This window comes from Streptomyces sp. NPDC057099 (genome assembly GCF_042671245.1).
Classification (GTDB): domain Bacteria; phylum Actinomycetota; class Actinomycetes; order Streptomycetales; family Streptomycetaceae; genus Streptomyces; species Streptomyces purpurascens.
This window is the reverse complement of record NZ_JBHUTX010000066.1, coordinates 1-13049: the sequence shown is the minus strand read 5'-3', so window position 1 is coordinate 13049 and position 13049 is coordinate 1. Positions and strand designations below refer to the sequence as shown.

General features: G+C 69.3%; 13 protein-coding genes, 1 tRNA gene and 1 pseudogene. 14 read left to right on the top strand and 1 reads right to left on the bottom strand.

The genetic code is table 11. The annotated features are described in order from the left end of the window. Positions 1 to 26: 26 nt before the first annotated feature. From ACFT4A_RS39390 to ACFT4A_RS39340, 11 genes and pseudogenes are all read left to right on the top strand, one after another. A complete protein-coding gene (locus ACFT4A_RS39390; protein WP_382840619.1) occupies positions 27 to 530 on the top strand; it encodes a hypothetical protein in 504 nt (167 codons plus the stop codon). A gap of 80 nt (positions 531 to 610) precedes the next feature. After that, positions 611 to 817, top strand: a complete 207-nt coding sequence (locus ACFT4A_RS39385; RefSeq protein ID WP_382840617.1) for a hypothetical protein — start codon at positions 611 to 613, stop codon at positions 815 to 817. Beyond that, a complete protein-coding gene (locus tag ACFT4A_RS39380) occupies positions 814 to 1365 on the top strand; it encodes a hypothetical protein (RefSeq protein ID WP_382840614.1) in 552 nt (183 codons plus the stop codon). The genes ACFT4A_RS39385 and ACFT4A_RS39380 overlap by 4 nt, the downstream gene beginning before the upstream one ends. Further along, positions 1365 to 3509 carry a hypothetical protein gene (locus ACFT4A_RS39375; protein WP_382840612.1) on the top strand — a complete coding sequence of 715 codons (2145 nt, stop codon included), beginning with the start codon at positions 1365 to 1367 and terminating at the stop codon, positions 3507 to 3509. The genes ACFT4A_RS39380 and ACFT4A_RS39375 overlap by 1 nt, the downstream gene beginning before the upstream one ends. Before the next feature lie 174 nt (positions 3510 to 3683). Then, a complete protein-coding gene (locus ACFT4A_RS39370; RefSeq protein ID WP_382840609.1) occupies positions 3684 to 4142 on the top strand; it encodes a hypothetical protein in 459 nt (152 codons plus the stop codon). 19 nt (positions 4143 to 4161) lie between these two features. Beyond that, positions 4162 to 4451: pseudogene (locus ACFT4A_RS39365) on the top strand (hypothetical protein). An 89-nt stretch (positions 4452 to 4540) separates the two neighbouring features. Beyond that, on the top strand, positions 4541 to 5389 hold the full coding sequence (locus ACFT4A_RS39360; RefSeq protein WP_382840606.1) for a bifunctional DNA primase/polymerase: 849 nt from the start codon (positions 4541 to 4543) through the stop codon (positions 5387 to 5389). Between the two features lie 2 nt (positions 5390 to 5391). After that, positions 5392 to 6867 carry an ATP-binding protein gene (locus ACFT4A_RS39355; RefSeq protein ID WP_382840604.1) on the top strand — a complete coding sequence of 492 codons (1476 nt, stop codon included), beginning with the start codon at positions 5392 to 5394 and terminating at the stop codon, positions 6865 to 6867. A 462-nt stretch (positions 6868 to 7329) separates the two neighbouring features. Continuing rightward, complete coding sequence (locus tag ACFT4A_RS39350; protein WP_031135784.1) at positions 7330 to 7533, top strand: helix-turn-helix domain-containing protein; 204 nt, start codon at positions 7330 to 7332, stop codon at positions 7531 to 7533. A gap of 64 nt (positions 7534 to 7597) precedes the next feature. Beyond that, positions 7598 to 8983 carry a tyrosine-type recombinase/integrase gene (locus ACFT4A_RS39345; RefSeq protein WP_382840602.1) on the top strand — a complete coding sequence of 462 codons (1386 nt, stop codon included), beginning with the start codon at positions 7598 to 7600 and terminating at the stop codon, positions 8981 to 8983. A 94-nt stretch (positions 8984 to 9077) separates the two neighbouring features. Then, positions 9078 to 9899 carry a hypothetical protein gene (locus ACFT4A_RS39340; RefSeq protein ID WP_382840600.1) on the top strand — a complete coding sequence of 274 codons (822 nt, stop codon included), beginning with the start codon at positions 9078 to 9080 and terminating at the stop codon, positions 9897 to 9899. Between the two features lie 172 nt (positions 9900 to 10071). Here the strand turns inward: ACFT4A_RS39340 and ACFT4A_RS39335 are convergent. Continuing rightward, positions 10072 to 10145, bottom strand: a tRNA-Thr gene (locus ACFT4A_RS39335). Positions 10146 to 10383: 238 nt separating this feature from the next. Here ACFT4A_RS39335 and ACFT4A_RS39330 point away from each other — a divergent pair. From ACFT4A_RS39330 to ACFT4A_RS39320, 3 genes are all read left to right on the top strand, one after another. Further along, positions 10384 to 11466, top strand: a complete 1083-nt coding sequence (locus ACFT4A_RS39330) for an ABC transporter ATP-binding protein (protein ID WP_189729401.1) — start codon at positions 10384 to 10386, stop codon at positions 11464 to 11466. 219 nt (positions 11467 to 11685) lie between these two features. Continuing rightward, on the top strand, positions 11686 to 12141 hold the full coding sequence (locus tag ACFT4A_RS39325) for a hypothetical protein (protein WP_382840596.1): 456 nt from the start codon (positions 11686 to 11688) through the stop codon (positions 12139 to 12141). 101 nt (positions 12142 to 12242) lie between these two features. After that, positions 12243 to 12974 (top strand): NDP-sugar synthase, encoded by a 732-nt coding sequence (locus tag ACFT4A_RS39320; protein ID WP_382840593.1) that lies wholly within the window; start codon positions 12243 to 12245, stop codon positions 12972 to 12974. The last annotated feature ends 75 nt before the right edge of the window (positions 12975 to 13049 follow it).

Below are 13049 nucleotides of genomic sequence, written 5' to 3'. Positions count from 1 at the left end.
CCCTTCGTCTTCCTGGGAGTTTCGCTGTGTCCAGCCGTACTCGTTCCCGCACCGTGAAGACGGCCGCGGGTGTCCACACCGTTCAGATCCCGAGGCAGCGCGGGCGCCGGGGCTCGCAGCCCTTCGTAGTCGTCGTCCCGGAGCGTCCGTCGCTGACCCGTGAGGCGTTCGGCTTCGCGGGCCGTCTGCTGTGGAAGCACCGCCGCTCCATCGCGCCGCTCGTCCTCGCCACGGTCGCGCTGCCGTTGACGGCGCTGCTGCACTGGTGGGCGTGGTGGTCGGGCCTGCTGCTCGCCCCGTTCGCCGTCGCTCCGCTCGCCTGGCTGGCGTTCGCGCTGCTGCGTCGCCCCGCCGCTGGCCGCTCAGTGCTGCTGTGGCGAATCGGTATCACCGCGGGCAGCACGTCCGCGTTGACGTGGCTGGCCCTGGCCGCCGGGTTCGGCCCGACGGCCGGTCCCCTGCTTCCGCTGTGGCTGCTGATCACGCTCGCCGTTCAGACGGCGTGGCTGGTCATCCGCCGTAAGGGCTGAGAGGGCGGGCTGTGTTCGGCGCGCGCCGCGCCGCCCTGCTGGACCGCTCGTGGGCCCTCGGCTCACGAACGGTCCGCCGGGTGAGCGCACTCGTTCACTCCGTCTCGGGTCAGTCCCGCTGGCGGCCCACCGACCTGTACGCCGCGGCCGTCACGGCACGGTTCGCGGCATCCCACCGGCTCATCGAGCAGGCTGCCGACGCGGTCGACGACGGATGGACCGTCGACCACATCGCCACATCACGGCTGCTCGGTAGGTCGCTCGTCTTCGAGGAGGACGACACATGAGCACTCCCACCAACGGCGCACCGCCCAATGGCGCCCACTCGGACGGGCCGTCCCGGCACACGCACAAGGAACGCACCTACAACGTCAACTTCGGCCCCACCAACGGCAACCACCCGGGCGGCAACGCCGGGTTCAACGGCGACAGTGGCGGGGGCGGTGCGGCCGACCGGCACCAGGGCGACCGGCTGATCCACACGATCGAGCGGATCGAGATCCGCAGCGACAAGGACATCATCGCCATGGCCAAGGCCATCAACCACCTGGGCCGTGAGCTGTACCTGATCCTCGGCATGCGCGCCGAGGAGCTGAACGGCGTGCTCTCCCAGTACAAGGGCAAGTGGTACACCTTCGGCGCGCAGTCCCGGATCAAGGCCCGGCTGGTCTCCGCCCACCTGAAGGTGTCCGCAGAGGCCGCCAAGGCGCTCGGGGTCGGCGCGCTGAAGATGGCGCACGCCTTCGACCGGCACTTCGTCAAGCCGGAGCAGGAGGCCAAGCAGAAGCGCAACGGCAAGACGGCCCGCCCGACGTTCACGATCGGGGAGGACTGATGGCCCGCCGCGACCGAGACAACGCCCCCGCCGTGCGCGGGTGGGACGGCCAGAACGGTTACGCGCTGGCCACCATGCCCACCGGCCGGGGCGGTGTCCTGTCCACCATCGGCAACCACCTCGCCGCGAAAGCCGCGCCGTACCTGCCGCCGTGGATCGGCGCCGCCGTACTCCCGCCCGCCGCCGGATGGGGCGTGCACGAGATGTGGGGCGACAGCGCCCTGTCGGCCGGTCTCGCGTCCGCCGGCATGGGGGCGGGCGGGGTTCTGCTGTCTGCCGTGACCTGGGCCGTGGCCGGTGGCACCAACAAGTTCCGCCGCTACCGCCGCGCTCAGGCCACCGCGAGCGTCGCCGCGGGCATGGGCTGGCTGACCTGCTCGGTGTCCGCCGGGCCGTTTGGCCACCCCATGACAGACCTGTGGCTGCTCGGGGGCGGACTGTTCGCCGCGTCGTGGAACGTGCGCCAGGTCATGCGCAACGCCCACGACGAGACCGAGGAGACCGAGACCACCGGCCTGGGCAAGCTCGCCGAAGCCATTGGCCTGGAGAAGGTGCAGGTCAAGAACGCCAAGGGCAACGGCAAGGGCATGGTCAGTGCCGAAGTGGTCGTCCCGCCCGGCAAGACCATGGAGGACGTCCAGACGGCCGCCCCGAAACTCGCGGCGGCCCTGCACGTCCCGCCGTCCGCGGTCACCGTCGACCGTAACCCGGACAACGCCGCCCGCGGCACCTTCTCGGCACGCGTGGCCGACCTGCTCAAGGACGGTGTCCCCTTCCGCCCGCCGACCGAACTCGGCCTGCTGCCGACGGAGCCGATCCCGGTGGGCCTGTACGCCGACGGCGAGGTGTGGTCCATCAACCCCTTCCTCGCCGAGATCCTCCAGCACCTGCTTGTCATGGGCGTCACCGGCTCCGGCAAGTCGGAGTTCGCCCGCACCGTTCTCGCCCACCTGATGACCCGGCGCAAGCTGTCGGTCTGGCTGATCGACCTGTCCAAGGGCGAACAGACGGTCGGGCACATGGCCGAGGGTCTGGACTGGTTCGTCGACAAGAACCGCGGCGGACAGCGTGAAGCGAAAGCCCTACTGCGCTGCCTACCGGACGTGATCGCCGCGCGCGGCACGGAGCTGGCGGACGAGGGGCTCGACCAGTGGACCCCGGAATCGAAGCTCAACGCCATGGTGGTCTGGATCGAAGAGGCTGCCGACGTGGCCGACTTCGAAGTCTTGGACAAGATCGCCCGCGCTGCCCGGTCGGTCGGCATCTGGTTGGTCATCAGCCTCCAGCGCGCGTCCTGGAAGAACGTGTCCACCGACGTGCGCGCCAACCTCCAGGCCGCCGCGTGCTTTGGCGTCGACGACGCCGCCGACGCCGGGTTCTGCCTGCCCGACCGCGTCACCGAGTCCGGCGCCATTCCGGACTGGGGCGCGGACCGGCCCGGCTACGCCTACTCCACCGGCATGGGCATCCCGGCCAAGCGCTGGACCACTGAGGTGCGTGGCTCCCTGACCAAGACGGTCAAGGAGCAGATCCGCGAAATGGTGCTCGCCGCCGCCGCGGTCCGCGACCCGCTGGACGACGTGTCCGCGCGGGCCGCCGGTCTCACATACGAGCGACGCACGCACCACGGCACCAACCGCACCAACGCCCCCGACACCGCGACGGCGCCCGCCCTGCTGCACGCCGTCCCCGACCCGGCACCGGAGTGGGACGACAGGGAGGACGACGACGTGGACGCCGTCGACCCGGCCATCGAGGAGGCCGCCGCCATGGAACTGCAGGACGCCCACGACGACGTGATGTCCCGGATCCCGGCGGACCCGGAGCCCGACGCCGAATACGCCCGTCTCCGCCTGGAGGACGACGTACCCGACGCCGACCCGGACACGAACCTCACGTTCGAACAGACGGCCCGGCCGTCCACCGAAGAGGCCCGCGCCACCCTGTACGGCCAGATCGACGCATGGGCCGCACAGGACCGGCTCACCTTCGAGCCGGGCGACCTGATCCCCGCGGCGGTGGCCGCCGGCCGCTCCCGCCCGTGGCTACAGGGTGAGCTGAAGAAGCTCACCGAACAGGGCGTCCTCCAGCGCGACGGACAGGGCGAGTACACCATCGTCCGCCCGATCGCCGTCGCCGCCTAGCACTACCCACCGTGATGCCCTGGCTGTCAGGGCCGCGCTCTGACTCTGACAGTCAGGGCGCGGCCCGGCCTATAGAGAAGTCAGGGATTTCCGGCCTGACATCACGCCTGACACCCGTTTTGACTGTCAGAGCCTGCCCTCTGACAGTCACGATCCGTGATCGGAGAACCGGCCGTGACCTACCCCCTTGAGCCCTACCGGGAGCCCACCCCGGACACCGCGGTACAGCCCTTCCAGCCCCCCGCGCAGGGGCCAGTGGAGCTCTACGGCGAGCGCGGCCCGGTCGTCTGGATCCCGGACGCCTACGGCCGCATGGTGCCCATGCCGAAGCACCTCGCCCCGCCGCCCATGCCCGTCCCGGAGCCGCGCGACCTGACCCCGCTGCCCCTGCTCGACCCCGTCGCCCAGCGCTTCCTGGGCGCCGGTCTCGGGGGCGGCGCCCTCGCCGCCGGAGCCGGATACGGCGTGGGCGAAGTCGTCAACGCCGCCGCCGGGTTCGGCTCCGGAGCAGCGATGTGGATCGCCCTCGCCGTCCTCGTCTGGCGCCTGCCCAGACGCGTCGCCAACGGCAGGAACGGCAGCACGGTCAACATCCGCAAGGCCGTCATCAAGCGCAGCCACTTCCACGGCTGACAAAGGGAGATCAACGCCCATGATCCGACTGCGCATTCAGCGCGCGACCTGGCCACGCAACGCGCTCATCCTGGCCGACACCCCCCGCCCCGACTGCCGCGACTGCGATGGCGTGGGCGGTATCGAGCACGACTACGGCGACTACGAACCGGCGAGTACGCCGGTACCGACTGGGAGCCGTGCCCGTGCTGGACCGAGTGGCGCATGGTCCTGCTGCCCCTGCCGCACCGCCCCCGGTGGCTGCGCCGCCGCGACACCGGCCGCGCCCCGTGGGCCCCCGGCGGCTACAGCGACGAACCGCCCTTCTAGCTAGGCCAAGGGCGGCCCCCCATTCCGCCAAGAACCGGGGCCGCCCTTGCCCAACCAGCCGTGAACAGACCTGTTGGAGGTCTCCCAGCATGACCCAACAGACCCCCATCCGGCGAGTGGCGCTCAACCTGGCCGCCGCCGGACTTCCCGTTCTCCCCCTGCGTCCGGGCAAAGCCCCCTTCGCAAACTGCCACCGGTGCGCGAACAACGCGTGCGGCGGCCGACCGAACATGAAGGCCGCCGGGCCGTGCCGATGCCCTGGCGTCTGCCATGCGTGGGCCGCTGCCACCGCCGACCCGGCCGTCCTCACCTCTCCGGCCTGGATGGCCGCATGGCGGCGGGCCACCTGCGTCGCCTACCACCCCGGCGCCGCCGGGCTGACCGTGGTCGACCTCGACGACGCGGCGGCCGTCGCATGGGCGCGCGAGACCCTGCCCGCCACACGGGTCGTGGAGACGACCCGCGGTGAGCACTGGATCTACCGGGGCGCCATGTCTTCGCACAACGCCGTCCGGCCTGGCGTCGACATCAAGTCGACCATGGCCTACGCCCGCTACCTCGGACCCGGCACCGGCACCATGACCGCCCTGCCCGACGTCGTCCGTGTGCTGGCTGTGAAGAAGACCTGTGCGGCCCGGCCCGGACCGCACACCATCGCCGTGCCGGCAGAGGCCGGGTTCGGGGAGTGCCGTCACCGCACGCCGACCTATCTGGATCGCGGCATCGCCATGGCGGAGCAGCGCATCACACAGGCCCGCAGCTCGGTCCACACGACCGTGTACCGGACGTTCCTGGCCGTGCTGTCCACGCATGGCCGATGCGGCTGCCTCACCGACACCCACGTCACGCGCCTGTTCACCGCCGCTCAGGCCAAGGGCGAATCGGCCCGCCACTGCACGGACGCGTGGACCAACGCCCGCACCAGGTTGGGACTGTGAGCATGTCCGAGGACGACAAGACCCCGGCCCGCGAAGTCATCACCGACTACGCGCAAGCGCACTTCCGGTACTTCCGCACCGCCGACGGCACCGTGTACGCGCAGCGCAACGGCCACCCCGTCGCCCGCCCGATACGCTCCCAGGGCACGACGGGCAGCCACCGCCAGGAACTCATGGTCGGTCTCTACCGCGACGGACACGGCGTGTTCAACGGAACCGCCCTCAAGGAGGCACTGGACTTGATCGAGGCCCTGGCGCTGACCGAGGACGTGCAGCAGGTTCACATCCGCGTGGCGCCCGGGTTCGACGGGGCGACGTGGCTGGACCTGGGCCGCACGGACGGGCAATCGGTTCGCATCCACCCCACCGGGTGGGAGATCGCCGTCCCCGACCCGCGGGAAGTGTGCTGGCGGCGCACCCAGCTCACCGGCGAGCTGCCCCTGCCGGTCAAGGACACCGACGGAAAGGGAATCGATCTCCTGCTCAGGCTGTGCAACTTCGCCAACGCGGAGACCGAGTGCCTGGCCATCGCCTGGCTAATCGGCTGTCTCGGGCCGTCCGTACCCGTCCCCGCCCCGTTCCTCACCGGCCCACAGGGCGCCGGCAAGTCCACGGGCGGCCGCATGCTCGTACGGATCATCGAGGGCATGAGCGGCGACCTGCGCCGCGCCCCAAAGGACGAAGAGAACCTGATCGCGGCCGTGGCCGCCGGATGGGTCACCGCCCTGGACAACCTCTCCCACATGACCCCGGACCTGTCCGACGCGATGTGCTGCATCGTCACCGGCGCCGAGAACGTCAAACGCGCCCTGTACACCGACGGGGACGTGGTCCGGGCCCGCTACCGCCGTCCCATGCTGCTGACCGGCATCGACGTGGGCGTCATCCGGCCCGACCTCGCCGAACGCCTCCTGCCCCTGCGCCTGGAGCGCCCGCGCGTCCGGCGCACGGAGGCGGAGCTGTGGGCGGAGTACGCCGAGGCTCTGCCGGTCATTCTCGGTTCCCTGCTCGACCTCACGGTCAAAGTCCGCGCGGCTGAGGCGGAGACCCCGACCGATCTGCGGATGGCGGACTTCGCGCATCTGTGCGCGCAGCTCGACGCCGCGACCGGCCTGGGAGCACTCGCCGCCTACCGGCGCAGCCTCGACGACCTCAACGACGACGTGATCGAGGGCGACTTGCTCGCGCAGACCGTTCTCAAGCACGCCGAGACCATCGAGCCGGGCGGCGAGCAGCGGATGACCTCCACGGAGTGGCTGCACTGCCTCAGCCGCCTCTACAGCGGCGACGACATGCGTCCGCTGCCCAAGGGGTGGCCGACGACGGGCAAGGTCCTCTCCGACCGGATCAAGCGCCTCCAGCCCACGCTTGCCGCCCGGGGTGTCCTGATCGAATCGGGCCGCACCAGCGAGGGCCGCTACCTCGAAATGACCCATCTGCAGGCGCCGCCGCCCCACGAGGAGAAGCGGATGTTCTGACCCCGCGCCCGCGTACGGTCCCCGGACAAGCAAGAAGAGCACCACCGGCCAGGCGTGCTCTTCTTGCTGTTCGGCGGCGATAGCCGCCCTGCGAGAACGCGCCGCGCAGCGGCTCGCTCTTCACGCTTGAAGCGGCACCGCACCACAACAGACACCACCCCCTCTTTTGTCCCAAGGGGGGAACCCTGCGTCATCTGCGTCATGCAGGCAGAGAAACGGCCCCTGACCTGCGGCTAGGGGCATGACGCAGACGACGGTGTCTGCGTCATCCTGCGTCATCTGCGTCACCCGATGACGCAGCCCATGACGCCCCGATGACGCACCCCCACACCACTGCGTCACCCAAAGCCGCAGGTCAGCATCGCGGATGACGCTGATGACGCAATGACGCAGAAATCCGCACTTCGGACAGACACGAGGCCTGAGAGCGCCCAAGACCCTCCCGCCTAGGAGGCACCCCGGATGAGCACGGCGATCGCCGCCCCCGTCGACCGACTCCTGTACAAGCCCGAGGAAGCTGCCGAAGCGCTCGCCATCGGTCGATCCACCGTCTACGAGCTGATGGCCGAAGGCGCCCTGAAGTACATCAAGTTGGGACGAACGCGCCGGATACGGCGAACGGACCTCGAAGAGTACGTGGCGAACCTCGCCCCTCTGCCCAACTGATCCCAGCACCCCCCTGAGGCGCCCCGAGCACTCCGCTCGGGGCGCCTCCCACATGGAGGAGCACATGAGCCCCCGCAAGCCCAACATGGAATCGACCGTCTACTTCGGTGCGGATGGCTGGTGGCACGGACGCGTCACCATGGGCGTGAAGAACGACGGCAGCCCCGACCGCCGACACCGCCGCGCCAAGACCAAGGCGGAGGTACGCCGCAAGATCCGGGAGCTGGAGCGGCTGCGCGACCAGGGACGCGCGACCACCGCGGGGCGAAAGCCCACCGTTGCGCAGTGGATGACGACCTACCTCACCGACATCGCGAGCCTGAAGCTCAAGCCGCGCTCGCTCGATGACTACTGGTCGAAGACGCGCAACGACATCATCCCCGGCGTCGGCCAGCACCGCATCGACAAGTTGCAGCCCGAGCACCTGGAGCGGATGTACCGGACCATGCTCGACGCCGGCCACGCGCCCTCGCATGTCGTGAAGGTGCACCGCATCCTGTCCCGGGCCCTGAAGATTGCCCACCGGCGCCGCATCATCGGCGAGAACGTGGCCACGCTCGTGGACCCGCCGAGCGTCGACGAGATCGAGGCCAACCCCTTCACCAAGGAAGAGGCCAAGGCTTTCCTGGAGGCCGCGTCGAAGCGGCCGACGTTCATGCGGTGGATCGTGGGCGTCGGCATGGGGTTCCGGCAGGGCGAGACGCTCGGCTTGCGCTGGCCGTACGTCGACCTGGAGGCCGAACTGTTCCGCCCCGAGTGGCAGCTACAGCGCCTCACATGGCGGCACGGCTGCGCCGACCCTCACGCCTGCGGGGAACGCCTGCACCGCTTCGAGCCGTGCCCTGCCGGATGCGCCAGACACAAGAGCTACAAGCGCGGCTGCCCGAAGCCGTGCCCCACGGCATGCACCAGGCACGCGAGCGCCTGCCCGCAGCGAAAGGAAGGCGGTCTCGTCTTCACCCGCCCGAAGACAAAGAAGAGCCGGAACGCCGTCCCGATCCCGCCCGTGTTCATCCCGTTCCTGCGCGAGCACAAGGCCGGGCAAGAGGAGCTGCGGGCCGCCGCCGACGAGCTGTGGCAGGAGCACGACGTGGTGTTCTCACGGCCGGACGGACGCCCGCTCGACCCGCGCGCCGACTATGAGGAATTCAAGGAGCTGCTCAGGGAGGCCGGGATCGATGACCGCCGCCTCTACGACGGAAGCCGCCACACCGCCGGCACCATCCTCAATGAGCTAGGCGTGGACATGCCCACGATCATGGAGATCCTCCGGCACACCCAGATCAGCCAGACCCGGCGGTACGTGAAGGGCCGCTCCCACCTGTCCAAGGACGCCATGCGACGCATGGGCGAGTTCTTCGTACCCGCGCCCGAAAGCCCCGCCGCGATCACCACTGATCCGGTCGACAGTCGCACTGCCCGCTCACGCCGTCGCCGCCGCATCCGATAATCAACATGCCCCCAGGCTGGGGCCGCCCCGGCCTGGGGGTCTCGGTACGGCGCGGGCTTCCCAAGCTCAGTCAGTGCCGACATGATGAGCCAGCGTGAAGGACTTCGTACTTCCCCTCGTGATCGCTGTGATCGGGTTAGCTGCAACTGGGCTGGGAGCCGTTGTTGGAGCACGAGCAACCAAGTTCGGTGCCGAGAAAAGCGCAGAGGCTGTCCGCCGGCAAGTGCAGGACCAGGGGGCCATTGAGCACGGTCACTGGCTAAGGCAGCAGCGCTTCACCACCTATGAGAGCTTCCTCGAAGCCTGGGACGAGTGTCTCCGTATAACCCAAGCATCCGCGGCAGATGAAGCGCAGGACTCAACGGGCCTGGAGGATCTTCGGCTGGCCGCAGACCGTATGGCGGGGCGCGCACGACGCATCGCAATCTTGGGCCCGCCAGAAGTCACGCATGCTGCTGAGTCTCTGGCGGAGACGATGCAGGAGGACGTCAAGGTCGCCGTCCGGTTCATCGAGGTGACCCGAACCGCGATAGCAGCCGTCGACGAACACCCGATACCCACCGAGGCTGTGTCCGAGGCAACCGACGAGTACCGGCACCGCAGCCAGCAGATTGTGGATCTTGTGAATGACCATCGAAGCCAGGGGCGCGACCTGCGAGAACTCGATGGCCACCCCATGTTGCGAGCAGCATTGGAGAGTATGGAGCAGTATCGACAGAGGTCCGGCGAGGCACGAGAAGCGCTGAGCGCGAACCTCGAGCGTCTCTCCGCGGCTGCGAGTGAGGCGTTCTCCATGGCAGATGTGCTCACGCGCAACAGGAAGGCGCGAGAACTCAGCCGGGAACAGTTCACGAGCGCGGCGCGGGAGGCGCTCAGCAAGACGCCTACACCCGAGTTGCGAGTCGATCGAGGGTGAGCGTTCCGTGCCGCTGCAGCCCAAGGGCTGGAAGGGCTTCGCCCCCGTCTGGCCTGGACTGAGACCGTAACTGAGACCGCTGGCGGATGCCCACCCACCCCTGTTGCAGCCGCCACAGCAACCGCACGCCAAAACCCCAGGTCAGACCACATCCGACCTGGGGTTTCAGCAGAGCCCCCTGTCGGATTCGAACCGACGACCTACGCATTACAAGTGCGTTGCTCTGGCCATCTGAGCTAAGGAGGCCCGTACGGGTGTGCACCCGCACGTGCCCGAGCAGTGTACCCAGGTCCCCGAGGGGCCCCGTCGAAAATTTCCGCGAAGTTCACAGGGCCGGAGGTACTGACAGACCAGGTGAACGCCAGGTACGGTCCTGAGCCAGTTCACACGCGTGGACTACACCACAACGGATTTCCCGTCGTGGCACCGCCTTCCTACTCGGATCGTCCGGCACGTTCCTGCCGGTAGAAGGGGTTAGTTCATCATGGCCACTGTCTCGTTCGACAAGGCGACCCGGATCTACCCGGGCACCGACAAGCCCGCTGTTGACGCGCTGGAGATCGACATCGAGGACGGCGAGTTCCTCGTCCTCGTCGGCCCGTCCGGCTGCGGCAAGTCCACCTCGCTCCGCATGCTCGCGGGGCTCGAGGACGTCAACGCCGGCGCCATCCGCATCGGCGACCGCGACGTCACGCACCTGCCGCCGAAGGACCGGGACATCGCCATGGTGTTCCAGAACTACGCGCTCTACCCGCACATGACCGTCGCCGACAACATGGGCTTCGCGCTCAAGATCGCCGGCGTCAACAAGGCGGAGATCCGGCAGAAGGTCGAGGAGGCCGCGAAGATCCTCGACCTCACCGACTACCTGGACCGCAAGCCGAAGGCCCTCTCCGGCGGTCAGCGCCAGCGTGTCGCCATGGGCCGCGCCATCGTGCGCGAGCCGCAGGTGTTCCTCATGGACGAGCCGCTGTCCAACCTGGACGCCAAGCTCCGCGTCAGCACCCGTACGCAGATCGCGAGCCTGCAGCGCCGCCTCGGCATCACCACCGTCTACGTCACCCACGACCAGGTCGAGGCCATGACGATGGGCGACCGCGTGGCGGTCCTCAAGGACGGTCTGCTCCAGCAGATCGACACCCCGCGCAACATGTACGACAAGCCCGCCAACCTCTTCGTGGCCGGCTTCATCGGCTCCCCCGCGATGAACCTGGTCGAGGTGCCGATCACCGACGGCGGCGTGAAGTTCGGCAAGTCGGTCGTCCCGGTGCAGCGCGACGCGATCGCCGCCGCCACCGACAAGACGGTCACCGTCGGTGTCCGCCCCGAGCACTTCGACGTCTCCGATGCCGAGCAGGGCCTCGCCGTCACCGTCAACGTCGTCGAGGAGCTCGGCGCCGACGCCTACGTCTACGGCACCGCGAAGGTCGGCGACGACTCCAAGGACCTCGTCGTCCGCGTCAGCGGCCGTGACGTCCCGGAGAAGGGCAGCCAGCTGCACATCGTGCCCCGCTCCGGCGAGACCCACGTGTTCTCGACGTCGACCGGCGCGCGCCTGTCCGACTGACGGCAACCGCAAACACCCGACCTCGGGTAATTCACCCGGGTTGACGAAGAAGGCCCCGCAGAGCGCTGCGGGGCCTTTCTCGTTGTCGACAAATACCCCGGCAGACCGGACGTTTCGAGCAGTGTGCGTCAACCCCCTACCCAAAAATGGGCCCCCGCTCATCCCCCGAACCGGTGACTAAATGTCTACAAACCATTACCCCGCGCTACCCTCACACGCGTGAAGCACTCCACTACCCAACAGACGCGACGCGGCCGGGGCCCCGCCCGCCGGATCGGCCGCACCCTCGCTTTCGTCCTGCCCGTCGTCCTGGTGCTCTCCGGGACCCTCGCGGTCAGCCGAGTCAACTGGTCGGGGGGCTCCTCCGACCCGGTGCTCACCGCAGCGGACACCGCCACGTCCGCCGGCACCTCGCGTGCCGCCAAGCGAGCCCCGCAGGACGTCCTGCGCGACAAGCTGCTGACCGAGCTGCAGGAGGAGAACCCGGGCGTCGCCCTCACCCACCTCCAGCAGGCCGTCGACGACCGCCCGTCGCTGGCCCGGCACTGCGCCTCCCTCGCCCGCGCCCTCGGCCAGGCCGCCGTCCGGGTCTACGGCCCGACCCGCGCCCAGTCCTACGCACGCCCGGTCTGCGACACCGCCTTCGCCACCGGCGTCGCCGCCGCACACAGCTGAGCGCACCGCCCTGCCACCGGGTGGGCAGTCGATAACGGCTGACGCGGGAACCCCTCGTCCGCCGCATTCCCCGGGCGGGACGCACCGTACAGTTCGGTCTCATGAGCGATCCGAGCGCCGCGTCCCGCCCCGTTCAAGCCGTCGTTCTGGCCGGAGGCCAGGGCTCCCGGCTGCGTCCGTACACCGACGACCGGCCCAAGCCGATGGTCGAGATCCCCGGGACGGGAACGCCGATCATCGGCCATCAGCTGTCCTGGCTCGCCGAGGAGGGCGTGACGGACGTGGTGGTGTCCTGCGGCCACCTCGCCGAGGTACTGCAGACGTGGCTGGACACGGCCGATCTGCCGGTCTCCGTCACCACGGTCGTGGAGTCGGAGCCCCTCGGCCGCGGCGGCGGTCTCAAGTACGCCGCGGCTCACCTTCCCCACCCGGACCAGCCCTGGTACGCCACGAACGGCGACATCTGGACCCGGTTCTCACTGCGTGACATGGCCGACTTCCACGCCGAGCGGGACGCGATCGCGACGCTCGCCCTGGCCCGGCCCCGCCTGCCCTGGGGCGCGGTCAGGACGGACGGCTTCGGCCACATCACCGACTTCATCGAGGCCCCGCCGTCGACCTTCGAGATCAACGCGGGTGTCTACGTCTTCTCCCCCGAGTTCGCCGGTCTGCTGCCGCAGCGGGGGGACCATGAGCGGACTACGTTCCCCCGCCTGGCCCGGGAGCAGCGTCTGGCCGGTTTCACGATCCCGCAGGGGTCCTACTGGCGTGCCATCGACACGGCGAAGGATCTGACGGAGGCCGCGAAGGAACTGGCCGCCACGGGCCGTTGAGAACGCGCCCAGGAGACAGGAGAGGGGCCCCGCACCGTGATGGTGCGGGGCCCCTCCTGTGTCTTATACACCTCT

Bases quoted from the DNA above. Each gene is read 5' to 3' on its own strand.
- ACFT4A_RS39320 (WP_382840593.1), top strand. From the start codon at position 12,243: ATGAGCGATCCGAGCGCCGCGTCCCGCCCCGTTCAAGCCGTCGTTCTG.
- ACFT4A_RS39380 (WP_382840614.1), top strand. From the start codon at position 814: ATGAGCACTCCCACCAACGGCGCACCGCCCAATGGCGCCCACTCGGAC.
- ACFT4A_RS39375 (WP_382840612.1), top strand. From the start codon at position 1,365: ATGGCCCGCCGCGACCGAGACAACGCCCCCGCCGTGCGCGGGTGGGAC.
- ACFT4A_RS39355 (WP_382840604.1), top strand. From the start codon at position 5,392: ATGTCCGAGGACGACAAGACCCCGGCCCGCGAAGTCATCACCGACTAC.
- ACFT4A_RS39360 (WP_382840606.1), top strand. From the start codon at position 4,541: ATGACCCAACAGACCCCCATCCGGCGAGTGGCGCTCAACCTGGCCGCC.
- ACFT4A_RS39350 (WP_031135784.1), top strand. From the start codon at position 7,330: ATGAGCACGGCGATCGCCGCCCCCGTCGACCGACTCCTGTACAAGCCC.
- ACFT4A_RS39345 (WP_382840602.1), top strand. From the start codon at position 7,598: ATGAGCCCCCGCAAGCCCAACATGGAATCGACCGTCTACTTCGGTGCG.
- ACFT4A_RS39330 (WP_189729401.1), top strand. From the start codon at position 10,384: ATGGCCACTGTCTCGTTCGACAAGGCGACCCGGATCTACCCGGGCACC.